The 23,473-nt window shown below is 51.7% G+C and carries 21 protein-coding genes; 4 read left to right on the plus strand and 17 right to left on the minus strand.

Features of this window, described 5'->3' with window-relative positions; all coding sequences use genetic code 11:
• Nucleotides 1-30 precede the first annotated feature (30 nt).
• The 4 genes from JFC11_RS01565 to guaB all read right to left on the minus strand — a co-directional run bounded on the left by JFC11_RS01565 (nt 31) and on the right by guaB (nt 6,647).
• The gene (locus tag JFC11_RS01565) at nt 31-1,755 is read right to left on the minus strand and encodes a synaptonemal complex protein 1 (RefSeq protein ID WP_198348572.1); all 1,725 of its coding nucleotides are present in this window, start codon (nt 1,753-1,755) and stop codon (nt 31-33) included.
• A 48-nt stretch (nt 1,756-1,803) separates the two neighbouring features.
• Nucleotides 1,804-2,880 carry a DUF4297 domain-containing protein gene (locus JFC11_RS01570; RefSeq protein WP_198348573.1) on the minus strand — a complete coding sequence of 359 codons (1,077 nt, stop codon included), beginning with the start codon at nt 2,878-2,880 and terminating at the stop codon, nt 1,804-1,806.
• Nucleotides 2,881-3,503: 623 nt separating this feature from the next.
• Nucleotides 3,504-5,081 (minus strand): glutamine-hydrolyzing GMP synthase, encoded by a 1,578-nt coding sequence (gene guaA / locus JFC11_RS01575; RefSeq protein ID WP_120387289.1) that lies wholly within the window; start codon nt 5,079-5,081, stop codon nt 3,504-3,506.
• Between the two features lie 96 nt (nt 5,082-5,177).
• Entirely contained in the window at nt 5,178-6,647 is a 1,470-nt protein-coding gene (gene guaB, locus JFC11_RS01580; protein ID WP_198348574.1) for an IMP dehydrogenase, read from the minus strand.
• 175 nt (nt 6,648-6,822) lie between these two features.
• Between guaB and xseA the strand changes: the two genes are divergently transcribed.
• The gene (gene xseA / locus JFC11_RS01585) at nt 6,823-8,163 is read left to right on the plus strand and encodes an exodeoxyribonuclease VII large subunit (RefSeq protein WP_198348575.1); all 1,341 of its coding nucleotides are present in this window, start codon (nt 6,823-6,825) and stop codon (nt 8,161-8,163) included.
• A gap of 32 nt (nt 8,164-8,195) precedes the next feature.
• Here xseA and JFC11_RS01590 read toward each other — a convergent pair whose 3' ends face one another.
• From JFC11_RS01590 to JFC11_RS01630, 9 genes are all read right to left on the minus strand, one after another.
• A complete protein-coding gene (locus JFC11_RS01590) occupies nt 8,196-8,354 on the minus strand; it encodes a hypothetical protein (protein ID WP_167457092.1) in 159 nt (52 codons plus the stop codon).
• Nucleotides 8,355-8,533: 179 nt separating this feature from the next.
• Nucleotides 8,534-9,487 carry a MurR/RpiR family transcriptional regulator gene (locus JFC11_RS01595; protein WP_198348576.1) on the minus strand — a complete coding sequence of 318 codons (954 nt, stop codon included), beginning with the start codon at nt 9,485-9,487 and terminating at the stop codon, nt 8,534-8,536.
• The gene (locus JFC11_RS01600; RefSeq protein ID WP_198348577.1) at nt 9,459-10,490 is read right to left on the minus strand and encodes a C45 family autoproteolytic acyltransferase/hydrolase; all 1,032 of its coding nucleotides are present in this window, start codon (nt 10,488-10,490) and stop codon (nt 9,459-9,461) included. Before JFC11_RS01600 ends, JFC11_RS01595 begins: the two co-directional genes overlap by 29 nt.
• Entirely contained in the window at nt 10,483-11,211 is a 729-nt protein-coding gene (gene glnQ / locus JFC11_RS01605; RefSeq protein ID WP_038481777.1) for a glutamine ABC transporter ATP-binding protein GlnQ, read from the minus strand. The genes JFC11_RS01600 and glnQ overlap by 8 nt, the downstream gene beginning before the upstream one ends.
• Entirely contained in the window at nt 11,208-11,864 is a 657-nt protein-coding gene (gene glnP, locus JFC11_RS01610) for a glutamine ABC transporter permease GlnP (RefSeq protein WP_095602626.1), read from the minus strand. Before glnP ends, glnQ begins: the two co-directional genes overlap by 4 nt.
• Before the next feature lie 67 nt (nt 11,865-11,931).
• On the minus strand, nt 11,932-12,669 hold the full coding sequence (glnH, locus tag JFC11_RS01615; RefSeq protein WP_095602627.1) for a glutamine ABC transporter substrate-binding protein GlnH: 738 nt from the start codon (nt 12,667-12,669) through the stop codon (nt 11,932-11,934).
• 254 nt (nt 12,670-12,923) lie between these two features.
• A complete protein-coding gene (gene argA / locus JFC11_RS01620) occupies nt 12,924-14,237 on the minus strand; it encodes an amino-acid N-acetyltransferase (RefSeq protein ID WP_038481768.1) in 1,314 nt (437 codons plus the stop codon).
• Nucleotides 14,238-14,383: 146 nt separating this feature from the next.
• A complete protein-coding gene (locus tag JFC11_RS01625) occupies nt 14,384-15,649 on the minus strand; it encodes an inorganic phosphate transporter (protein WP_038481765.1) in 1,266 nt (421 codons plus the stop codon).
• A 9-nt stretch (nt 15,650-15,658) separates the two neighbouring features.
• Nucleotides 15,659-16,339, minus strand: coding sequence for a TIGR00153 family protein (locus JFC11_RS01630; RefSeq protein WP_038481762.1), 681 nt, complete (start codon nt 16,337-16,339; stop codon nt 15,659-15,661).
• Nucleotides 16,340-16,474: 135 nt separating this feature from the next.
• Here JFC11_RS01630 and JFC11_RS01635 point away from each other — a divergent pair, with 135 nt between their 5' ends.
• Together JFC11_RS01635 and JFC11_RS01640 are read left to right on the plus strand one after the other, a co-directional pair.
• A complete protein-coding gene (locus JFC11_RS01635) occupies nt 16,475-17,383 on the plus strand; it encodes a CYTH domain-containing protein (RefSeq protein ID WP_198348578.1) in 909 nt (302 codons plus the stop codon).
• Nucleotides 17,384-17,412: 29 nt separating this feature from the next.
• A complete protein-coding gene (locus tag JFC11_RS01640) occupies nt 17,413-18,330 on the plus strand; it encodes an ion transporter (protein ID WP_038481757.1) in 918 nt (305 codons plus the stop codon).
• Between the two features lie 75 nt (nt 18,331-18,405).
• On the opposite strand, the gene JFC11_RS01645 is transcribed toward JFC11_RS01640, so the two are convergent.
• The 4 genes from JFC11_RS01645 to JFC11_RS01660 all read right to left on the minus strand — a co-directional run bounded on the left by JFC11_RS01645 (nt 18,406) and on the right by JFC11_RS01660 (nt 22,880).
• On the minus strand, nt 18,406-19,830 hold the full coding sequence (locus JFC11_RS01645; protein WP_198348579.1) for an esterase-like activity of phytase family protein: 1,425 nt from the start codon (nt 19,828-19,830) through the stop codon (nt 18,406-18,408).
• Nucleotides 19,831-20,196: 366 nt separating this feature from the next.
• A complete protein-coding gene (locus JFC11_RS01650) occupies nt 20,197-20,973 on the minus strand; it encodes a 5'-nucleotidase, lipoprotein e(P4) family (RefSeq protein ID WP_198348580.1) in 777 nt (258 codons plus the stop codon).
• Nucleotides 20,974-21,245: 272 nt separating this feature from the next.
• Entirely contained in the window at nt 21,246-21,869 is a 624-nt protein-coding gene (locus JFC11_RS01655) for an L-threonylcarbamoyladenylate synthase (protein WP_038481748.1), read from the minus strand.
• A gap of 63 nt (nt 21,870-21,932) precedes the next feature.
• Nucleotides 21,933-22,880, minus strand: a complete 948-nt coding sequence (locus JFC11_RS01660; protein WP_198348581.1) for a PHP domain-containing protein — start codon at nt 22,878-22,880, stop codon at nt 21,933-21,935.
• A gap of 164 nt (nt 22,881-23,044) precedes the next feature.
• Between JFC11_RS01660 and JFC11_RS01665 the strand changes: the two genes are divergently transcribed.
• Nucleotides 23,045-23,344: a YciI family protein gene (locus JFC11_RS01665; RefSeq protein ID WP_038481742.1), complete on the plus strand. Its 300-nt coding sequence runs from the start codon at nt 23,045-23,047 to the stop codon at nt 23,342-23,344.
• Nucleotides 23,345-23,473 lie beyond the last annotated feature (129 nt).

The raw sequence follows: 23,473 nt of genomic DNA on the forward strand, positions 1-23,473 counted from the left end.
GAAAGGATGCCAAAGAGTAAATAATAGATATTACCTGCTAGTGGCTAAGACTATTTCTTCGTATTCATAGCGAAGGGTTTCGTAATACTTGCTTTGCAATAAGCGCTTACCATCCAACTCAATAACATGAGCATCTTTTTTGTACGAGGACAAAACATCACTATCCATAGCACACAGTATCACTTGGTATCCATTTGGAACATTTTCTTTAATTACCTCAAGGACTTTCTTATATCTGTGCTCTGCTTGCTCCTGTTGATTAGGAGTATCTATTACAAAAGGTGCTAATTCACAATGTCCGGCATATTCAATTTGGCGCAATATCGCGAGTTGGTATGCTAATGTACCACGAGTTCCTTCAGCCGCTCCTCCTCCAAGGATTTTTTTGTAGTCTACGGGAGACTTTACACCGTGGAGGTTCACACCTTTAGCAGATATTTTTTCGATATTTTCTATTAAATTACCCATAAAAAGTTCGTTCAAATCATCTTTATCTTTCTTTTTTAGAAGCTTCCGCTGATCTGCTTTGAGTCCCTTCTGTTGCTCTTGGGCTAGCTTAGATTTTAATTGATAGCTTTCTTTATTTTTAGCGACGTTTTGACTCACTTTCTTTTGAGATACAGCGTAAAAAGCTTGCTCAAAATCTACTTTATCACCATTTTCTACATCATCATATTGAGATAAGTATTTAGCATTTATTCTCTCAATCTCATACGATACGGAATTAAGCTTTTCAACCAACAACTCTCTACATTCATACTTATCTTTTAAAATATCTTTAATATCATTTGCTTGTTGCTCAAGAGCTTCTTTATCAGCTAGAAGCCCTGCTCGACTTATAAGAGAGTTGTCATGTTGGACTCCACACAGAGGACACTCTAAAAAATCAGAAGCAACATTTTCTACAGCAAATATATAGTCTTTATTTAGCTCTTGTGATGACGTAACCGTGATAAGATGTTGCTGCTCTAAGTCGTGTATTTCATTAGCCAATAAAGACTGCTGCTCGTATAGGTTAAATTGTTGGATTGTGAACTCTTTAAGCTCACTTTCAATCTCTAACTGAATTATTTCAAATTCCGACTGAGTGATCGCAATCGTTTTTGTGGGTGCAACCTCCGCAAGAATTTCTATTGCAGCGCCGATACGGCTAACCTTCTGATTGGCAGCATCCTCTTGAGCCTTTTGCTCATAGACTTCCTCTTCAATTTCAAAATATTTAGGAGATAAGTAACCACAAAAGTATTTGATAAGATTTCTTCGAAAACCACTGTATTGAGAAAGATTTTCAAATCCATTCCAGGGTTCATTCCAGCTTTTTTTCTGATCAATATAGAAAGCTAGAAAGTAAAAAGCAGGAGGGGGACAATCTAGACCAGCTTGTTTGTTTGCCAGAAGCAGGTCAAAGCCTGTAACTTTTGCAAAATCTTGAGAAAATTCTCCAGTAATTTTAGAATATTTTTTTAATGGCTCGCCTAGCTCTCCAAAAAATATGGTATTTTGATAGCGGCTAACGATATAATTGAAATTATTAATTTTAAAATAAAGAATGGCCTTTACATCATTTGATTTCCACTCTTGATCAAAGTGTGGATCACAGCCAATTGCCCAAAATAAGCTCTTAACAAGCGTAGATTTACCAATGCTATTATCGTTTCCGGTAACGAGATTGAATCTCTTCGGAAATTCGAACTGATTCGCAAGTCTTTTCGAATCTGACAATAGAACTAGTCGTTGAAATTGCAAGCCTTTCATTTTTTTGACCCCTAAGATTTCTAATCAAGAGCTTATAATTATTTTTCATTACTCAGCCTTTAATAAGCAGTAGATAACCTCAATTAGAAGTTCATCTTGATCTTTAACGTTTTTCAGCAGACCATCTTTAATGGCCTGCTGCACTAAAGCATCAACGAACTCCGCATCACTACAAAAGTCATCTTCATTGACTTTGCCATGAGAAACTAAAAATGAATTAGCAACATCAATATCTAATGCACTCATGAAACCTGCTCTTCGAAGAGCTAATAGTGACAATCTTCGTTTAATATTACGTTTCCTATTAGACCTCCAACCCAGATCATTAACCAAGTCATCGAAGTCATTTTTAATATCATCAACACACGGATGATTCGAATGCAGCGTAATAACTTGATGTATACTTGTCGAAGTTAAAGATTTTTTTTCGATGAGCCTAGCCCAGTCTTTGTAGTCATACTCCAAACGGCCAATTCGGCCCATTTCGTCAACTACTGCCCGATAGATTGAAACTGCATTACACAATGCTCCCGGAAAAAGCTTATCTACGAGTCGTGCAAAATTTGATAGCACATAGTCTTCTTGATTTTTTAGTTGTATTTCGGGAATAATAAACTGCAAATGCTCTGGCAGTACAACTATACCCAACTCATTATGAATATTCTGAGTCAGCACTGCTAATTCATCTTCAGCAATATCCCCCATCTTGATAACATCTAGCTTTAATTCTTTTTCCAAATTAAAACTAAATCCGCCAGATGAAACCAAGCCAATTGTTGTGATACGATCTTCATATTGTTTATTAAGACAAGAACCAAGCAGTTTCCCTAGAACCGAGCTCTTTAGTGCTTTTTTAGCGCCTTTTTTGCGTTTAGTTAATGAATCCGCTGTAAACGTTGCTGATTGGTTTTTCACCTGATAAAACTCAAATGTCGCTTTATCAGCTTCTAGGGTATTCGCAATCACTACATCCTCATGATACTCGATGAGAATAGCGTACTCTTTCTGCTGCTCATGCTTTTTGATTACTTCGCATAAAGCCCAATGGAATTGAAAATTGTATTTTCCGAAGGTGCTAGCGCCTGCGGACTCACGCTGCGCATCTGCAAGAGGATTATCTACCATGTGCCTTATTCCAACTAAAGATGAGTTTACTTATCAACATATGTCGAGTACGTAGATTATTTTTATAGATTGACTCATAAATGCGCATTTGCACTGGCCTCTGCACTTTTCCAAGGAGTCTGCAATATAAGCCAATTTCTCATTCTTTAGCTAACAACGTGTTGTGCTCTTGAGTAGTTAATATAAATATTTTATTCTATGGAAAAGTGAACTAAAACTTCATCATCAAGCTTGTTTATAGCGCATATTGGGCCTTTACTGTTCCATATGAGAGACCTATTTTTATCCTCTATAATTTGGTTATTCTCGTAGTCAAGCCTTATACTTTAGGATGACCATCCTAAAAATAACTAGTTATTGACGATAGCACATAGAACTCTTGCCTGCTAGCTTCAGCCTCTTAAACATAAAAAATATGTGACAGATTCAGCGACTCATAAATCTAACATGCGGCTATTCCCTGAGCTACTCTTGCTACTAAACATGAATTGAAAGTGAATTTTGAATAAACAATTGAATCAACAAATTAATCTGCCAAAGTAGCCATATATCAACCAAACAGTTTGATGATAAAAAAAACCCGTCTTTCGACGGGTTTTGCAAACAAAGCTCTCAAGAAAGCCTCACTCCCACTCAATAGTAGCAGGCGGCTTGCTGCTAACATCATAAGTCACCCGAGAAACCCCTTCCAACTCATTGATAATCCGGTTGGAGACCTTCTCCAGCAGCTCGTAGGGCAGGTGCGCCCAGCGGGCGGTCATGAAGTCGATGGTTTCGACCGCGCGTAGCGCGATGACCCATTCGTAGCGGCGGCCGTCGCCAACGACACCTACCGATTTCACCGGTAGGAACACGGCGAAGGCTTGGCTGGTTTTTTCGTACCAACCGGCGGCGCGCAGTTCTTCGATGTAGATGGCATCGGCATCACGCAGGATGTCGGCGTACTCTTTCTTCACTTCACCCAGAATGCGCACGCCTAGGCCGGGGCCAGGGAACGGGTGGCGGTAGACCATATCGTAAGGCAGGCCGAGTTCGAGGCCGAGTTTGCGCACTTCGTCTTTAAACAGTTCGCGCAGCGGCTCGACCAGCTTGAGCTTCATGGTTTCCGGCAGGCCACCAACGTTGTGGTGGGATTTGATCACGTGCGCTTTGCCGGTTTTAGAGGCGGCGGATTCGATCACGTCCGGGTAGATGGTGCCCTGGGCCAGGAAGTCGACGCCGTCGATTTTGCTGGCTTCTTCATCGAACACGTCGATAAAGGTGTTGCCGATAATCTTGCGCTTGGCTTCCGGGTCATTTTCGCCCTTCAGCTTGCCCAGGAACAGCTCTTCGGCGTCGACACGGATCACCTTCACGCCCATGTGCTTGGCGAAGGTTTCCATCACTTGGTCGCCTTCGTTTTTGCGCAGCAGGCCGTTATCGACGAATACGCAGGTCAACTGGTCGCCAATGGCTTTGTGCAGCAGCGCTGCTACAACTGAGGAGTCGACACCACCGGAAAGACCGAGTAGTACATGGCGGTCGCCCACTTGCTCGCGTACGCGCTGTACTTGGTCTTCGATGATTTGTGCAGGCGTCCAGAGTTTTTCAGCGCCGCAAATATCCAGTACGAAGTGCTCAAGAATGCGCTGGCCTTGCAGAGTGTGGGTCACTTCCGGGTGGAACTGTACGCCGTAGAACTGCTTCTCTTCCCAGGCCATGGCGGCAATCGGGCAGCTCGGTGTGGAAGCGGTCACGGTGAAGGTGTCAGGTACCTGGGAGACCTTGTCGCCGTGGCTCATCCATACGTCTAGCAGGCCTTTGCCGCTATCGGTATCGATGTGGTCCTTGATGTCTTTGAACAGCGGGGTGTCGCCGTCGATTTGAATCTGGGCGTAGCCAAATTCGCGCTGGTTAGAGCCTTCAACTTTGCCGCCAAGCTGCTCGGCCATGGTCTGCATGCCGTAGCAGATACCAAACACCGGCAGGCCCATTTCGAACACGCACGCCGGTGCTCGCGGGGAATCCAACTCGGTCACCGATTCCGGGCCACCAGCCAGGATGATGCCATTAGGGTTGTATTCGCGAATTTCTTCTTCGGTGATGTCGAAGGCGCGGATTTCGGAGAATACACCGATCTCACGCACACGGCGGGCGATCAGCTGGGTGTACTGGGAGCCGAAGTCGAGAATCAGGATCTTATGGGCGTGAATGTCACTCATGGCGGGGTCTCGGTTAAGCGGTGTGGGTGCCGCTGTTAAGGCCAAAAAGCAAGCGGCGGGGCAATGCCCGCCGCGCCATTTAACTAAACGTGCTGGTTAGCTCACCCGGTAGTTGGGAGCTTCTTTGGTGATCTGCACGTTGTGAACGTGGGATTCGTTAAAGCCAGCGCTGGTAATTTGTACAAATTCCGGCTTGGTACGCATTTCTTCAATACTGCGGCAGCCGGTGTAACCCATGGAGGCGCGCAGGCCGCCCATCAGCTGGTGAACGATAGCGCCCATCATGCCTTTATAGGGTACGCGGCCTTCAATGCCTTCCGGCACCAGCTTCTCGGCACCTTCGCTCTTGTCTTGGAAGTAGCGGTCGGCGCTGCCCTGGCTCTGAGACATGGCACCCATGGAGCCCATGCCGCGGTAGGCTTTGTAGGTACGGCCTTGGTAAAGCTCAACTTCACCCGGCGCTTCTTCGGTACCGGCCAGCAGGCCACCGACCATTACGGCGCTTGCGCCAGCGGCGATGGCTTTGGCTAAGTCACCCGAGAAGCGAATGCCGCCGTCGGCGATCAGCGGAATATCGAACTCTTTCAGCGCTTCCGCCACGTTAGACACCGCGGTGATTTGCGGAACGCCAACGCCTGCCACAATACGCGTGGTGCAGATAGAACCGGGGCCAATGCCCACTTTAACGGCGTCTGCGCCCGCTTCAGCCAGCGCTTTGGCGGCAGCGCCGGTGGCAATGTTGCCGCCAATCACTTGAATGTTGGGGAAGTTCTCTTTGATCCAGCGTACGCGGTCGATAACACCTTTAGAGTGACCGTGGGCAGTATCAACAATGATCACATCGACACCGGCTTCGGCCAGCGCAGCAACGCGATCAGGCGTTTCCGGGCCAGTGCCCACGGCAGCACCTACCAGCAAGCGGCCGTCGCTGTCTTTGGCAGCCATCGGGTAAGTGCGGGCTTTTTCGATGTCTTGGAAAGTTACCAAACCGCGCAGATGAAACTCGTCATCCACAATCAGCATTTTCTCGATGCGGTGTTCGCGCATTTTGGCTTTGCTGGTTTCAAGGTCGGTGCCTTCCTTGACGGTAACCAACCGCTCGCGGGGGGTCATGATGTCCGCTACGCTGTCGCCGTGGTTGGGCTGGAAGCGCATATCACGCTCGGTCACAATACCCACCAGGGTTTCGCCTTCTACGACGGGAAAGCCTGAGAAGCCGTTCTCACGCGCCATCGCCAGCAGGTCATCCAGCTTCGCCTTAGGGCTAACGGTGACCGGATCTTTTACAATCACGCTTTCGTGCTTTTTAACCTTACGCACTTCAGCAGCTTGCTGACTCATGGTCATGCTCTTATGGATAATGCCGATGCCGCCTTCCTGAGCCATCGCAATTGCTAGACGCGCTTCGGTAACGGTATCCATTGCAGCGGAAAGCAGCGGGATATTGAGTGAAATATTGCGGGTCAGGCGGGTTTTGAGGCTGACATCCTTGGGCAGAATATCGGAGAAGCCGGGAACGAGGAGTACGTCATCGAACGTAAGTGCTTCTTGGGCCATACGTAGCATAGCGGCAACACCCTGATAGAAGAGGAAGTGGGGCGTGGAAAGTTAATCCCCTATTATAGCGTTTTGAGGGCCTTTCCAGCAATGTGAAGAAGGTTTTCAATCCAGACCAATGGCTAATAAGCTAGGATTCTTGCGAAAGCTACCCGCTCGCTCATTCTCTTTTTAAGGTTGCTCTATGCCCGATACACCACAAGCGCTTTCTGTTAGTCAGTTGAATCAGCGCGCCAAACAGACCCTTGAGCGCGATGTGGGCGAAGTGTGGGTAGAAGGCGAGCTTTCCAATGTTTCCCGCCCGGCGTCTGGGCATATTTACTTCACCTTGAAAGATGACCGTGCACAAATTCGCTGTGCGCTGTTTCGCCAGCGGGCGCGTTTTGTGGCGGCACCAATGCGTGATGGCGATCAGGTAAAACTGCGCGGTAGGGTCTCGCTGTTCGAACCGCGCGGCGACTATCAGTTGATTGCCGACGCCGTACAGGCGGCGGGCTTGGGGGAACTGCTGGCGGCATTTGAGCGCCTCAAAGCGCAGTTGGAAGGCGAAGGCGTGTTTGCCAATACGCGCCCCCTGCCCTTTCCTCCCCGCAAAATTCTGATTTTAAGCTCCGCCAGCGGCGCAGCCATTCGCGATGTGCTGGCGGTACTGGCGGCGCGCTGGCCACTGGCAGATGTCACGCTGATCCCAGTGCCTGTACAAGGCGCCGAGGCCGCCCCTGCGATGATTTCGGCGCTGGGGTTACTGAACCGACAGGCGCGCTTAGACCCTGACCAGGATGTGGTACTGATCACCCGTGGCGGCGGTAGCTTAGAAGACCTTTGGGCGTTTAATAACGAGCATCTGGCACGGGCGATTTTTCACTCCCGCTTGCCAGTGATGTCGGCGGTGGGTCATGAAGTGGATGTCACCCTGGCGGATTTCGCCGCCGATATGCGCGCCCCTACCCCATCAGCAGCGGCCGAGCGTTTAGTGCCTGACCAACATGCACTTAAGCAGCAATTAAAACAGCTAGAAAACCGCTTACAGCGTGCCATGCAGGCACGCTTAGAGCGGGATAGCCAACGGTTGGATACTTTGCGCGCCCGCCTTCGCCACCCAGGCGAGCAGCTTGAGCGTCAACGCCAGCACGTTACCGCCCTTTGCCAACGGCTGCAGCGCGCCATGCAGCAAACCGTTCAGCAGCAGCAAGTGCGGGTCACCCAGTTAAGCAAACGCTTAGCCAGCCAAGACATGGTGCGCCTGCACCGCGCAGAGCAAGAGCGTGTTAGTCAGCTCCAGCGCCGTTTAGCCAACGCTATGCAGCGAGCGATGGAAGTGCGTCAGGCGCGCTTGAGTAGCGCCGCCCGTGAACTAAATGCCATCAGCCCGCTTGCGGTGTTGGGGCGCGGCTATGCCATTGCCCAGGATGAAAAAGGCCATGTCATCCGCCGGGCAGAGGACACCGCGCCAGGCCAGAAGCTCTCGCTAAGGCTAGGCGAAGGCAGGCTAAACGTGGAAGTAAAACGGCGCTACAAACAGTAGCGCCGCAGGAATAACGCATTGTTGAAGGGCGGTTACTCTTTCTTAGAAGGCGAGCTTTTGGAAGACGAGTCGCCGTCGCTATCGGGATTGACATGATGCGTGTCGGGCATCGGATTGGCGTCGTCTTGGTCGTCGTCGCGTTGATCTTTCTTCTGCTCTTTCTTTGCGTCGTCTTTATCGGGCTGCTGCATAGTGCCTCCTAATCCTTGGTGGTCGCCGTAGGAATCACGTCAGCTGCTAACGTGAACAGGCCTCACTCACTATAGTCGCTAGCCGATGACTTACCATGGTGTAAAACTGCTAACACCAGCGCTATCTCACCACTTTGATGCAGATAAAAAACAAAACAATCACTTGGAGGCTTTAGCTCTTAACGCATTTCAATATCTAGCTCGGTGATAAAGCGGTCCCGTCGCGAAATTGCCTTACCTGCTTCATCTCCTGACAGCGTGGCACAGGCATTAATCAGGCACTCCATGGCGGCAAAATAAGCCACCATGCTGTTGGAAATAAAGCTGCTTTCATGGGGCACCAGGATAGATACCTGGGCATACTCGACCAATGCGGAGCTGGCGTAGTCGGTTACGGCCAAGGTTTGAATGCCATGAGCCTGCGCCATCCGGCACACATCCACCACTTGGCGCGTATAGGGCTGGCAACTGGCGGCAATCAGCACGTCACCTTCCGATAACGACGCCAGCCCTTCCGCAACCCCATTGGTGGCGTCGCTAAGCAGCGCTACATCAGGGCGCAGCATGCCTAACCCGTAGGCTGAGAAACTGCATAGCGCATGAAACTGACGTACTCCGTACAACCGAACCCTGGGCGCACTGATCACTGTTTGGGCGAAAGTTTCAATATCATCATGCTTCACCCCTTGCAGAAAGCGGTCGATATTGTGCTTATTTTCAGCGCATAACTGCTCCGCCTGGACATGCAAACTGTGCTTGTCTGCTGCCAACGCGCTGGCAGCATGGTCGCGGTAAAAAGAGGCAGAAGAGGTAAAGTTCGCGCTCAACAGAACTCTTTGTAGATCGCTGAAACGGGCATAACCGAGAGAGCGTGCCAAACGAGAAATACTCGATGGGTTGACCTCTAGCCGACGAGCTGCCGAAGAAATAGACAGCAGCACCTGATCCCCTTGAAGATCGATCAGGCGTGCCAGCACTTCCCGCGACTTGGGGCCAAGCCGTAGCTCGCTCTCGCCCCGGGCAATGCTAAGCGCCAGTTCACGCAGACCATCAACGGTTTCCGGGGGCTGGCACTCAGCTATCGAGTGTTTAGAGGGCGAAGATTCAACTTGCGAAGAAGAGTTTTCCGTCATAAGCCGGTGGCGCTCCAGGGCGATCATAAAGTTGCCATGCTACACCATCCACTTCAAGACGCATGACCGCCGTGACCAGAGTATTCTCGTGATCAGGGTCGTCAGCGCTCAGTCGCAGAATGGGCAGACCGCTGGCTTGTTGATCATGCAAGATGGCCAACGGCGCAGTCTCTCCTTCCGCTAGCAGCTGATCTCCACGCTGCTGTCGGTCTCGTGAGGAGTCAGTAATCCATTGAGATGCCAGACCACTGGGGTGATACAGCGCATGATTAGCATGCACGCTGGGGGCATTGAGTACTAGCTGGGCAGCTTCCCCACCACCAAACTCAATACTCATCACCTCTCGCTGCCCGCATTCGGCCAGCGAAAAATGAAAGCCACCGCACTCATTGTAACGCTGCAACAGTGCCACGACGCCGGCCACATTGGGTTGGCTTAATGCCGCCCGTCCTAACACCATTCTTGGCACCCTGGGCGTAACATTAAGCAAACGCAAATTATTGACCGCCTGCACCCAGCCCTGGCGGGTAAACGCCAGTGTGTGGCCCGGTATCGAGCCGGGGTAGCAGAAAGCGGTAAACCCCTCTCCCATTGCTGATGTCACTTCAGCCATAAAACAGTGGCCACGGAAGAATGGCAGGCCATCCTCATTATGCGCCACCAGCGGTGTTTCTCCGGGGAGAACCAAGGTCGTGCAGCCGTCCGGTGCATGGGCCAACAGGTCACCCCGGCAGTTCCAGGCAAATACCGCTTCAATGGGCAGGTTAAGTCCTTCCGCAAGTCCCTCTAGCTCTTCCCACACTTGAGGGAAATCACGCTGCGTATTGGCGGCCATGGTAGCAACAGCGTTCTGGTGAATTGGGTCGTTAATTTCAGCCCAGATAGCGCTTGGCAGCAAAAAGCGATGCACCGCATCGCGGCCTGCACGCCCAAGGGCAACGCCGATGTCGCGTGGCTGCCCATTGATAATCTGCCAGCCAATAGAGCTCGTTTGTTTAGACATGGCGCAGAAAATCCTTCATCCGGTCATTAGGCGGGTTATCAATGACATCAACAGGGTTGGCATCAACCGCAATTTTACCGTGCTCCATAAAAATCAAGCGCGTGCCAACCTGCTTGGCGAAGGACATCTCATGGGTCACCACCACCATGGTCATCTGCTCTTCTGCCAGTTTCTGCATAACATTCAGTACTTCCTGCTTAAGCTCAGGGTCAAGCGCTGAGGTAGGCTCATCAAACAGCATTACTTTGGGTTTGATCGCCAACGCCCGAGCAATAGCGACCCGCTGCTGCTGCCCACCAGAAAGCTCATGAGGATAGTGTTTCGATTTATCCCCCAGGCCGACTTTTTCCAATAGTTCCTGGGCACTATTATCAGCCGCCTTACGTCCCATTTTGCGCACATGGCGTTGGCCAAAGGCCACATTTTCCAGCGCTGTCATTTGTGGAAATAGGTTGAACTGCTGGAAGACCATGCCCGCTTCCTGGCGAATTTCGCGTAGCGTTTTGTTGCCACCCTTAACGCTCATGCCGTCAACGAGAAGGTCACCCGAAGTGATCATTTCCAGCCCGTTAATACAGCGCAGCAAGGTGGATTTTCCAGAACCGGACGGTCCTATTAGCACGACCACTTCGCCACGATTGATATCCAGGTCAACCTTATCAAGTACCTTAAGCTGGCCAAAGTGCTTGGACACATTCTTGAACTCTATGATGGCGCTCATAAGATCCTCATCCGCTTCTCAATGATACGCAGCAGCAGCGACAACGTGCCGGTCATAATCAGGTAGAACACGGCAACTGCCGTCCATATTTCGACCGCGCGGAAGTTAGCCGCCATGATTTCCTGGCCGGTGCGCGTCAGTTCGCCAACACCGATCACAATAAACAAGGAGGTATCTTTCAGGCTGACAATGCACTGGTTACCCAGCGGCGGAATTAAGCGGCGAAAGGCGAGTGGACCAACGATATAGACCACCACTTTCCAGCGTGGCAAACCAATGGCGCGTCCTGCCTCGGTTAATCCTTTTGAAATTGATAGCACTGCGCCACGTACAATCTCAGCAACGTACGCCCCAGCATTAATGACAATCGCAAGGATTGCTGTCGTCATCGGGTCAATGCGGATATCCACCAGCACCGGCAAGGCGAAGTACAGAAACATCACCTGTACAACAATCGGCGTGCCTCGAATGATTTCGACGTAGATAAACGCCAGTGTATTGAGAATATATCCACCGTAGGCGCGCATCAGGCCAATAACAGCCCCCAGTGCAATACCACCGATCAACCCCGTTACGGTGATATACAGCGTGATTTTTGCGCCATTGAGCAACGCGGGCAAAAATCCTATAACAATCGACCAATCGATATTCATCTAGACTCTCCTGGCAATGCAACGTCAGCGGAGGAAGCCCTCCGCTAGTAAATAAAACTTCAGGAGATTATTTGCTGGGCGCTTCGCCGAACCACTTCGCATAAATTTCGTCGTAGCGGCCATCTTCCCGCATAGCCGCTAATGCTTGGTTAACTGGCTCGACCAGCTCGCTTCCCTTGGGGAACGCAATGCCATACTCGTGCGCCATCATCTGTTCACCCACGGCTTTTACCTGGCCGTCACCAGCGGTGGCAATGTAGTAGAGAACATTGGGCGTATCATGCATCGCGGCATCAACGCGGCCGGTGCGTAACTCCAGGTAGGCATTGTCGATATTGGGGAACTGGCGTAGCTCGGTGTCGGTGAAGTTTTCCCGTGCATAGTCAGCAGCAGAGGTGCCGGTGCGAACGGCCAGCATTTTACCTGCTAAGTCTTCTGCACTTTCGATATCACTATCAATTGGCACCATGATGCGGAAGCCGCTTTCGTAGTAGCCATCCGAAAAATCAATCACCTCAGCACGGTCTTCACGGATAGTAATCCCCGCCAGGGCAACATCTAACTGGCCAGTCTGCAGGCCGGGAATAATGCCATTGAAATCCATTGGCCTTAGTTCGAAATCCAGCTCAAGCTCTTCGGCAATCATTGTCCACATATCGATATCAAAACCGACATATTCACCGTCTTGAGCAAACTCAAAGGGCACAAAGGCAGTATCAGTGGCAACCACTAGCTTGTCTGCGGCGGCAGTCGCTGCAGTGAGAGAAAATGCAGTAGCAGCCATTAACGTGGTTAGTGTTTTCATGGAGAAATCCTCGTGACGTCGATGTTATTGGTTATGTGTGAGTGACGTAGCGTGTAGATAACGGTGTTGTTATTGGTTTGGTTTAGATGGGCTTGGATTGGCTTTGCCGAGTTTATCTACAAGCGCATCTGCAAATATAATTGCACAAATTAATAAAATGACCAAATATTTGCATTTATTTTTTACACGCATGCGAAACCGGGTGTCGCAAAGACACCCGGCTCATCTAGATATTTCTCTTTAAGTAAGCGTTTTTAGGCTAGATTTTTCACCAACACCTTGGATTTTCGGGCGTGGTTGTAGGCTTCGCGTTTTAACGGCGGCAGGTCATCTAGGCTAGCGGGACGGAAGCCGTGTTCGACAAACCAATGGGCCGTGTGGGTAGTTAACACAAACATTTCGGAAAGCCCACGCTGCCGGGCGCGGCGTTCTAATGCTTCCACTAAGCGCTCGCCGCGCTCACCGCCGCGATAGTTACCGTGCACCGCGACACAGGCCATTTCCCCCACCGTGGTGTCTGGAAAAACATGCAATGCTGCACAGCCAATCACCATGCCGTCACGTTCGATGACCATGTAGTCGTCGATTTCGTGCTCTAGTCGTTCCCGCGAACGAGCCACCAACATGCCACGTCGCTCCAGCGGCTCCAGCAGCTCTAGTAGGCCAGCGACGTCATTCAACGTGGCTGGGCGCAGTTGCTCGTAGCGGTGCTGGGTGATCATGGTGCCAACGCCGTCACGGGTGAATAACTCCCCTAGCAGTGCATCATGGTTACGCCAGGAAAGCAGGTGGGTGCGCGCTACCCCTTCCCTGGCGGCGGTGCAGGCGGCGTTCAAGTGGCGTGCCAACTCACTGCCCGGTAACGCCTGTTGCAGGCGCGGCTCGGCCTCTGCCGGGGAAAGCTGGCGCAATAGCGCGCCCTGCTCGTCTTCAAGCCCTTCCGATTCGCCTAATAGAATCAGCTTATCCGCTTTCAGCGCGACGGCAGCATGTTGTGCGACTTCCGAGGCATCTAAATCAAACACTTCACCTGTGCTGGAGAAACCCAGCGGCGGCAGCAGCACTAGCGAGCCTTTTTCCAACAGCCCTTCAATGGCGCTCGAGCGCACTCGGCGTACTTCACCACTGTGATCAAAATCGACGCCTTCGCGCACTCCTAATGGCTTAGCGGTCACCAAGTTGCCGGAAATCACGCTAAGCTCTACACCGTGTAGTGGCGTGCTAGGCAGCCCCAAGGAAAGACGAGCTTCTAGCCATAAGCGCTGGTGCGCGGCCACCTGTTCCACGTGGGTCATCACCGCTCGGTCAGCTACCCAACGGCCATCCACCCGTGTTGGCTCGACACCGGCAGCCGTCAATGCGTCATGCACTTGTGGGCGAATACCAAACACCACAACTAGCCGCACCCCCAGAGTGTGTAGCAGCGCTAAATCTTGAATCAGCTGCTCTCCTCGGCCAGACGCCATGGCTTCGCCCTCAATTAAGATGACAAAGGTTCGTCCCCGGTGCGCGTTAATGTAAGGGGAAGCATTACGAAACCAATCAACAAAAGGGAAGCGTGTGTCCAAGGGCCGCTCTCCGGCAGCAGGTGAATGAAAGTATCAGCGTTTACTTTAACAGAGCATAAAAAACAGCGGCACCTTCTTGTGAAAAAGAAGATGCCGCTGTGCGTTTGGCCAAGCAGTAACGTATTGGGCGGGGTTACCCCTTGCTGTTAACCAAACATGCCTTTGAACATAAAGAAGAACAGAATAGCCAAACCAGCCCCGGCAGGTAGCGTAATCAGCCATGACATGGCGATGGTGCCAATGACACGCAGGTTAAGTGCCGCCATACCCCGAGCAAGCCCTACACCTAATACCGCCCCTACCAGTGTATGGGTGGTTGAAATCGGCAGACCCGTACCGGAAGCTAATACCACCGTGGTCGCTGCTGCCAGTGTGGCAGCAAAGCCACGGCTGGGAGTGAGTTCAGTAATACCGGTTCCCACGGTGGCAATGACTTTGTGGCCGTAAGTTACTAAGCCCACCACGATGCCACCACCGCCCAGTACCAATACCCACCAGGGCACTAGCGCAGAGCCTTCAATTTGGCCGCCAGTTTGTACCACGCTAATGACCGCCGCAAGCGGACCAACCGCGTTCGCAACGTCGTTAGAGCCGTGAGCAAACGCCATGGCACATGCAGTAAAGATCATTAATACGCCGAAGACGCGCTCAACGTTGGCGTATCCAAAGTGGTCGTTGGCATTTTTCTCGAACTTGATACGACGCTGCATCAACAGGCCAATACCCATGATCACAAGCCCTAACAAGATCGATAGCAGCAGGCTTTGACTAAAGGTCAGGTCCAGCCCAACGTGAGATAGGCCTTTGGTTAGCGTGACCATCGCCACAATAAAACCAACCAAAAATACGTAGCCCGGTACATAGCGTTTGGCAGCAGCAAATGGATTATCATTTTCAAAAATCAGGTGATGCACTGATTTAAACAGCACAAAACCGATAGTACCTGCCAACAGAGGAGAAACGACCCAGCTTGCCGCAATGGTGCCAACAGCGCCCCAATCCACCGTAGAAGCACCCAATCCCGCTACGGCAAAGCCCACAATGGCACCTACAATGGAATGCGTCGTGGAAACCGGCCAACCTTTCATCGATGCTGCCAGTAGCCAAGTACCCGCTGCCAGCAACGCTGCCAGCATACCGTACACCAGTAACTGCGGGTCTTCCTGGAGCAACTCTGGGTCGATAATGCCTTTACGAATGGTGTTGGTCACTTCACCACCCGCCAGCCAAGCACCTAAAAACTCAAAGACAACCGCAATTATAATGGCTTGTTTGATGGTGATCGCTTTTGACCCCACCGAGGTTCCCATCGCATTGGCAACATCATTCGCACCAACGCCCCAAGCCATAAAAAAGCCAAACAAACAGGCCAGAATGATAAAAATTTCACCGTGCTGGGCAATAATCTGCATAGGTATCCCTTAGCGTGCGGTCAAAATCTGTAGGCGGCTGCCCACGCGTTCAGCGCGATCAGAAACTTCACCGACCCACTCAATGATTTTGTAAAGGAAAATCACATCAACAGGAGGAAGTTGGCTTTCAAGCTCAAACAGCTGGCGACGTATCGCGATCTGCTGGCTGTCAGCTTGGTGCTCAAGTGTGTGCAGCTCACGGATCATATTCTGCATAACATCGGAAACATTGCGTCCAAAACCGGACTCAAGCAGCTCTTTCAGCTCTTCAAGCGCTTGGCGAGCCTGGGCCACACACGCCACGCTGGTACGCATATAATCGCGCATGGGATCGGCCAGCTCATCGGGTACGCGCATTTTACGCCCCAGCATAATGCCGGTAATGTCGCGCACCTTGTTGGCGATCTTATCCTGCACGCTGATAAGGTCGAGCAAGTCGGACCGCGAGACGGGAAGAAACATCGTATTGGGCAGGTTAAGCCGAAGCTCTGTTTTCAACGTGTCGGCGTCATGCTCTAAGCGGGTAACGTTTTCACGCAGTACAGCTGCGGTATCCCAATCACCGGCAAGCGATGCCTCGAAGAACGGCAACAGTTGGTCGGCACATTCATTGGCCTTGACGATGTGGGCCAGCAGCGGCTGGAATGGCGAGCGGCCAAACATCGCGGAAAAAGGGTTGGAGGTAACCATATAGCCTTTAGCCTGTTTTCGGGGAGCCTGGAAATGGCGGCGCCAGTATAAAGAGTGCGCTCGCCGCCGTCATGAAAAGTTCACAATGTCATGCAAAATTAATTGAAATGTCACAATATAAAGGTGGCTAATGTCATGAAAAATTCAACATCTACTTCTGATTCTGTTTCAGCGCCTACCGAAATAGAGCTTAAACTCGCCCTTGCGCCAGCTCAACTAAACACGCTGCTGTGCCACGCGGCACTAGCCGAAACACCCCAACGGCAACATTTGTCGAACACCTATTTCGATACCCCTGCGGGCGATATGGCGAATGCACGGATTGCCGTGCGCTTACGCCAAGTTGATGATCGCGTGCTACAAACGGTGAAAACCGCCGGCCATGGTGGTGGCGGCCTTTCTACCCGACAAGAGTGGGAGTGGCAAGTTCCTAGCCCACAGCTTGACCAGCATGGCTTGGCTACCCTACCGCCGTTCAAAGGTTCACTAGGCACCGTCATTTCCGCGCTACGCCCTGCGCTGCGCACCGACTTTACCCGGCGCAGCTGGCAAATCGACTGGCAGGGCAGCCATATCGAACTAGTGTTGGACGAAGGAGAGATTGTCAGCTGTGGTGCTCAAGCGGCTATTTGCGAGGTCGAGCTGGAACTCAAAGCGGGTGAACCAGAGGCGCTTTGGGCGCTAGCATTAACGCTCGCGGAAAGCGTACCGCTGCGCCCTTCTGATACCAGCAAAGCCGCTCGCGGAAATGCGTTAGGCGTGCAGCAGTGGGTACTACCTGGAGCTGACGCACCGGCTGAGTGGCTACACAGAGCCACAGTGGCGCTGGACGCCTACCACGACAGTGGCCTTGCGGAACACTTAACCATCGCACAGCAGGCGTTAGCCACACTGGCGACCCACCCACAGTTGGATGAAAGCTCCCGCCGCGATGCTCAAACACTGACCACAGCACTGACTGGAAATGGCCATCCAACGTCCGCTTATGGCGCTGCTGCGTTAACTCTGGCGCATCGCTTCGCCTATCAAACCACGTTACGCTAGAAACATTCAGCCCACTTCAGGATGTCGCGATGAGTTTTCAATTAACTCCCGGTGCGGAAGGACTGCGCACACGGCTTTTCCATATTATCTTCGAGTCTGATACGCCGGGAGCCAAAGGGTTTGATATTGCGCTGATTATCGCCATTCTAATCAGCGTGGCGGTCATTTTGCTGGACAGCGTAGATAGTTATTCCGAACGCTACGGGCACATTTTCTACTATGCAGAATGGCTATTTACGCTACTTTTCAGCATTGAACTGGCGGTGCGGATTTACTGTTTAGAGCGCCCAACGATTTACCTCAAAAGCTTCTACGGCATTGTCGATGTGATTGCGATTATCCCTGCTTGGTTAGTACTGCTGGTACCCGGTGCGCACGGACTCGTCATCGTTAGGATACTGCGGGTACTACGCATCTTTCGGATTCTGAGATTGATGGCGTTTATCGGCGAGGGGCGTTTACTGCTCGATGCGCTTAAACGCAGTCTTCGTCAAATCCTGCTGTTTTTTAGCAGCATCATGATGGTCGTCATGCTGTTTGCGGCGCTGATGTACACCATCGAGTCGCCTGAAGCCGGCTTTACCAGCATTCCTATGTCGATGTATTGGGCGATCGTTAGTATGACCACAGTGGGCTACGGCGATATTGTCCCAGCCACGTCGTTAGGCAAAGCGATCACGATGATCCTGATGCTGTTGGGGTATTCGATTATCGCTGTGCCTACCGGGGTATTTTCCGCCCAGGTTATCCGCTCTATTCGCGAAGACCGTTATTCAGAAGAAGCCTGCCCCGGCTGTGGCCATGACCGCCACGAAAAGCGCGCTCGTTACTGCCTGCGCTGTGGCACCTGGCTGGATGAAGACAGCGAAGACCCGCGTAAGAAAGAAGCAAACAAAAAAGATAGCCACGAGGGAGACGAAGACACAAACACGCCCCAGGACAGCTAAACAAAATAGCCAAACCTAGGGCGCGCAGCATTCATTTAGAAGGGAGTTGCGTGGTTAGCTAGGCCGCTACGTTGATCAATCGGTGCTCAGGTCGGCCTCGATAATAAACAGGCGGCCGCCATCCACAGTGTTGGCGTCCAGCATTTTCTGCTCGAGTTGACCCTCAGTAGACCAGGTGGCGAAGTCATCGTCGTTTAGTACCCCCAAGCGTTGGTCATCAATCACCCATAGACCTTCCATTTTATCGTGGGGATAGTTGACTTCCGCCACCATATCCACCACCAGAGACTTGCTCACTGGCTCAATTCCAGCGCTGGCCAGAGCGCTCCAGCCCTGCTCTAGAACCACCTCTTCCAAGGTTTTGCCAGCCAACGTTAGCCCCAACTCGGCGTCCTGTTTCAGGTCACCGTTGGTTGAGACCGTTTCAAGATTGGTGCCCGAGGTAAGGTCAATGCGATAAACCTGCTTCTGAGCATCGGGTGTCGCTGCCTCAGTGCCATCAGGACCACCGTTCAGAAAACGGCCATCTCGTTCAAGCACCAAAAACTCAGTGGCGCTCAGGGCAACAAGCTCTGAGTTGGAATTCTGGTTTTGCTCTTGGCGGTAGAGATACTGTCCAGTCTCGCCCGAGTCCATGTCCACTGTGACGATGCGGGTGATATCCAGGTCTTTCACCGTGCTGCCCGGGTTGTACAGAGTGGACTGCATAATACCTACCAGCGTTTCCTCATTCGGCGTGATAGCCAGCCCTTCCATACCTCGGTTAGCACGCCGGTTGGCAAACTCTGCTGGCAGGTTCATCTCGACCCGGTCGTCGTCGGCAAAGGGGTTGATACGGCCGATTTCACGACCTTCAGCATCGAAGTGGACCATGTGCGGGCCATACTCATCGCTAACCCAGAAGGTGCCGTCCGAGAGTGCCACCAGCCCCTCGCCATCCAGACCATAATCATCCAAGCGGATCGGATTAGTAACTTCATTATAGGGCTGGCTATCGTCCACCAAGATCGGTTGACCATTGGCATGGTAAGGAGTTTCACCCGTTCCGCCGAGTGCCAAACTGTTAGGCAGGCCACTGATCTCGGTTCCATCGGGGCGCTTGAGCAGAATGGTAGTAACCTGTTCGATCACACCGTTCGCTTGAACCTCAAACAAGCCGATACGGGGCGTATAGTCCGGTGTCGGAAATATTTTTCCCTTGCCATAGTCACCAACAAAATTGGCATTGGGGCCGCGGTCAGTCAATACATAGAAGCGCGTTGAATCCGTGGGATGAGCCGTCATTGCCGACCCAAAGCCACCATTACGGATCTCAAAAGCCTGCTGAGATTTGCCATCTAGTAGATCATCCCGTAATACGCTGTGGGGAAGAAACACACCAGCGGCGGGGAAGTTGTCGAACACGGAGGCATTGGTATCATCAGCGTTAGCGTTATCACCGCAGCCCACCAGCAGAGAGGACGTCAGTAAGGATGCCATAAAAAGCTTATGACGGTTCATTGGTTGGTTTCCTTATTGAATACAGGTTGACGCCCGTTGGCGTCTCAGCCGCCTCCACAGGCACAATTTCCACCGTGACCCAGGGCAAGGCAAGTTAAGAAAAGTCTAGTGGCAGGAATATCCAATGGGGGTGGAGCCGTCACGGTTGTCTTAATGAAACGCGCTCACACCGACAAGGTTCGATTTGTTATGGCATATCGCTATGTTCACGGCCACCAAGATAATTTAGTGACAACCAATGACAGGTGAATGACATGTTAGTGACTAGCGGCACGGGGACAACTTGCGGGGCTAATAAGGAAAACGCCCTGGCTATTAACCAGGGCGTCTCCTATATAGTAACGGCACGATGGAAGTGGTTACATTTTATTCGCTTTCAAACGGAGCTTCCCACGCGTTAAGCTCCGCGTCGCTCCAGCTTCCGTAACTGGCATTGGGGAAAACAATCCAGTCTTGACCAAAACGCTCAGCGTGGTCGTTAACCAGGTCGCGCTGCTCTTCAAGGCTTGCGCCGACAAAATCACCCGAGAAGTCATGCAGCGTATCGCCCAACTGCATCACTAATGTATGACTGTCTTCGACGATAGCGCGGCGCTCGGTCTTCGGTGGGCCAAGTAGCATGACGCGTTCGTCAGATACCTGGGGAAGCTCTAATGCTTCCATAGTGGCCAGCGTGTCCGCTTTATTTTCTTGGTAGCGATCCGACACATAGTAGATCGACACACCTTGCTCATCGGCAAATTCGAGAAAGTCTTTTGCCCCTGGGATCAAACGTGGCTCGCCCTCGCGCTCCCAATGCAACCAAGTATCCCAAGTAGTGAAGTCGTGGCAGGCCTGCATATCGCGCACTAGCAAAGCGCTGTTATCGATGAGCGTCTCATCCACATCGGTAATGATGGCCAAATCGGCACCCTCACCATGCGCCTCAATCTGTTTTTCCAAGCGATAGGTCGCCAGTTCAAAGCCTTGGCGCTGTAAAGCAGTTATTTCTGCGGATTGCTGTTGGTAACGAAGCCCCATGGCGTACTCAACTTGATCACAAGCGCTAGCGTCGTCGGCTACTGCGTTCCCTGATAAAGGAAGTAGCGCCAAGCTTGCAAATGCGGTTGCAGTAGCAGCGTTGCGGTATCGAGATATCATCATTAAGCAATCTCCTGTCAGTGATGGTTATTAGGTTAAGAGGGGAATCCCACACCATCCATCATTATTAATTATCAATAGTAAGCATAATCATCATAATTTATTTTTATTGATCATTCAAATAAGAAAGATAGCGCGCTAAATGAATAAGTTGATACGCATATCATGTTTAATGTTTTTTGTGGATTTTGGGTGATGGAGAGACAGGCGGGACGACAGCAACCCCCTCGAGACTTTTCACCAAGGGGGTTACCAATACCAACTAGAGAATGGTGTTAACTCGTAAACGGCGTAATATCGCCGCGGCCTTCCCGCACAATTTTGGGCGGCAGCTCGCGTAGGTCAATCACACTCGTGGGGTCAAGATGGCAGGCACCGCCGTCGATAATGGCATCAAGGTGTGCCCCGAAGCGGTCGCGAATCTCCTCAGGATCGCTCATTGGCAGGGTCTCTCCTACCGGAATTAACGTGACGCTCATCAACGGCTCACCTAACGCATCAAGCAGCGCGTGGGTAATGTGGTGATCAGGCACACGCACGCCAATGGAGCGGCGCTTCGGATGCAGCAACAGGCGCGGCACCTCTGTGGTAGCATCCAAAATAAAGGTGTATGGGCCAGGGGTATGAGCCTTCAGCAGCCGAAACACTGCGTTATCCACTTTCGCGTAAGTGCCAATCTCGGAAAGATCCGAACACATCAGCGTGAAATTGTGTTTATCGTCTAACGAGCGCAGCCATTTGATCTTCTCAATGGCTTTCTTTTCACCTAAGTGACAACCCAGTGCATAGCCCGAGTCCGTCGGATACGCGACCACACCACCTTTGCGGATAATATCTATCGCTTGATCAATCAAGCGTTTCTGCGGGTTTTCGGGGTGAATCTGAAAATATTGACTCATCGCTTGCTCCTGCCCTTGGGCATATCGTTGTCCATTTAGTTTCTAGGTTAGCCGATATGCGGTTTAAGACCCAGGACCTAACATACCACTGGGCGCATCGCGCAAATGAACTAAGCGCGGATGCTGCCAAATCGGCGGCGCAGCAGTGCGCGGTATTAAGCTCATACTGCCGGGGGCGGCGTGGCTGCCAGGAAAATGAAAATCGCTGCCCATGGAGGCGTATAAGTCACGCTCCACTAATTGCCGAGCGAGATCGCGAGTGCTGTCTGGATTCTGCTGACCACTCACCAGCTCAACGCTCTGCCCACCGGCGGCTTGAAAGGTATCCATCAGCAAACCTCGCTTGCGCCGGGTAAGCCCATAGCGCAGCGGGTGCGCCAGCACTGCCACACCACCTGAGGCCACCACCCAGGCTACTGCATCACTGATTTCCGGCCAATGAGCTTTTACATCGCCTTTTTTACCACTGCCTAAATAGCGCTTAAACGCGCCTGCCCAGTCATCAACCACTCCTTCAGCGACCAGCGCGCGGGCAAAGTCAGGCCTGCCTAAGGGGCGGTCGCTGCCTGCCTGGGCGCGTGCCTTTTCGAGCGCATCAGGTAAGCCCATTTTTTCCAACCGCTCGGCGATCACTTCAGCACGTTTGATCCGTGCTTCGCGCTGCAGTGCAAGCCCTTCGACCAGAGGCCCTTGCAAGCCGCCGGGCATAAGCGCCACTACATGGATATTAATTCCCTGCCAGCGCGTGGATAACTCACAGCCAGGCACCAGGCAAAGCCCAGCTTGCTGAGCCGCGATGCCCGCTTCTTCAATACCTTCCATGGTGTCGTGGTCTGTCAGCGACATGTGGGTAAGACCACGTGCAGCGCACAGTTTTACCAACTCGGTAGGGGTCAGCGCGCCATCTGACGCGGTAGAGTGCATGTGTAAATCCACCGTATAACGCTGGTCGGCATCAAACACGCGGGGCAGATGGTTTACAGGAAGATAGTTCGCAGGAAGTAGGGGCATAAGCATGACGCCGTGTGGCGAGTTTGTCAGAATAGGGTGGTGTGAATAAAACAGGCACCCTGTTTTCCCTTAACGGTATACAGGCGCTCACCATGGTGCGCGCTTACAGGGGCGCGGTCAATTCAGTACGGAACAACCGCCCTAGCATTCAAGGAGTTATCCCCATGCTTTACGCTATTATCAGTGAAGATGTATCCAACAGCTTGGAGCGCCGTCTAGCGGCACGCCCGGATCACCTTGGTCGCCTGGAAAAGCTGCGTGATGAAGGCCGTTTGGTTCTGGCTGGCCCCCACCCCGCTATTGATACCGATAACCCAGGCGATGCAGGCTTTAGCGGCAGCTTAGTCGTTGCCGAATTTGACAGCCTTGAGGACGCGCAAGCCTGGGCTGACGCCGACCCATACATCATTGCTGGGGTCTATGCCAAGGTAATTGTTAAGCCATTTAAAAAAGTAATGCCTTGACCGATAGAGGCGAGTGTGAAGAGTCCGCCTTCTTTTTCACAGAGCCTGTGGAAAACTCTGTGAAAACTCGGCGGACGCTTTCCCCAAAGCTAGAGCTGATGCCCTTATCAACAAGTTGATCAATTTTTA

Origin of the sequence: Vreelandella alkaliphila (assembly GCF_016107625.1) — a bacterium.
In the GTDB taxonomy this organism is placed as follows: Bacteria; Pseudomonadota; Gammaproteobacteria; order Pseudomonadales; family Halomonadaceae; genus Vreelandella; species Vreelandella alkaliphila.

Bases quoted from the DNA above. Each gene is read 5' to 3' on its own strand.
- JFC11_RS01565 (WP_198348572.1), bottom strand. From the start codon at position 1,755: ATGAAAGGCTTGCAATTTCAACGACTAGTTCTATTGTCAGATTCGAAA.
- JFC11_RS01570 (WP_198348573.1), bottom strand. From the start codon at position 2,880: ATGGTAGATAATCCTCTTGCAGATGCGCAGCGTGAGTCCGCAGGCGCT.
- guaA (WP_120387289.1), bottom strand. From the start codon at position 5,081: ATGAGTGACATTCACGCCCATAAGATCCTGATTCTCGACTTCGGCTCC.
- guaB (WP_198348574.1), bottom strand. From the start codon at position 6,647: ATGCTACGTATGGCCCAAGAAGCACTTACGTTCGATGACGTACTCCTC.
- xseA (WP_198348575.1), top strand. From the start codon at position 6,823: ATGCCCGATACACCACAAGCGCTTTCTGTTAGTCAGTTGAATCAGCGC.
- JFC11_RS01590 (WP_167457092.1), bottom strand. From the start codon at position 8,354: ATGCAGCAGCCCGATAAAGACGACGCAAAGAAAGAGCAGAAGAAAGAT.
- JFC11_RS01595 (WP_198348576.1), bottom strand. From the start codon at position 9,487: ATGACGGAAAACTCTTCTTCGCAAGTTGAATCTTCGCCCTCTAAACAC.
- JFC11_RS01600 (WP_198348577.1), bottom strand. From the start codon at position 10,490: ATGTCTAAACAAACGAGCTCTATTGGCTGGCAGATTATCAATGGGCAG.
- glnQ (WP_038481777.1), bottom strand. From the start codon at position 11,211: ATGAGCGCCATCATAGAGTTCAAGAATGTGTCCAAGCACTTTGGCCAG.
- glnP (WP_095602626.1), bottom strand. From the start codon at position 11,864: ATGAATATCGATTGGTCGATTGTTATAGGATTTTTGCCCGCGTTGCTC.
- glnH (WP_095602627.1), bottom strand. From the start codon at position 12,669: ATGAAAACACTAACCACGTTAATGGCTGCTACTGCATTTTCTCTCACT.
- JFC11_RS01625 (WP_038481765.1), bottom strand. From the start codon at position 15,649: ATGCAGATTATTGCCCAGCACGGTGAAATTTTTATCATTCTGGCCTGT.
- JFC11_RS01630 (WP_038481762.1), bottom strand. From the start codon at position 16,339: ATGGTTACCTCCAACCCTTTTTCCGCGATGTTTGGCCGCTCGCCATTC.
- JFC11_RS01635 (WP_198348578.1), top strand. From the start codon at position 16,475: ATGAAAAATTCAACATCTACTTCTGATTCTGTTTCAGCGCCTACCGAA.
- JFC11_RS01640 (WP_038481757.1), top strand. From the start codon at position 17,413: ATGAGTTTTCAATTAACTCCCGGTGCGGAAGGACTGCGCACACGGCTT.
- JFC11_RS01645 (WP_198348579.1), bottom strand. From the start codon at position 19,830: ATGAACCGTCATAAGCTTTTTATGGCATCCTTACTGACGTCCTCTCTG.
- JFC11_RS01650 (WP_198348580.1), bottom strand. From the start codon at position 20,973: ATGATGATATCTCGATACCGCAACGCTGCTACTGCAACCGCATTTGCA.
- JFC11_RS01655 (WP_038481748.1), bottom strand. From the start codon at position 21,869: ATGAGTCAATATTTTCAGATTCACCCCGAAAACCCGCAGAAACGCTTG.
- JFC11_RS01660 (WP_198348581.1), bottom strand. From the start codon at position 22,880: ATGCCCCTACTTCCTGCGAACTATCTTCCTGTAAACCATCTGCCCCGC.
- JFC11_RS01665 (WP_038481742.1), top strand. From the start codon at position 23,045: ATGCTTTACGCTATTATCAGTGAAGATGTATCCAACAGCTTGGAGCGC.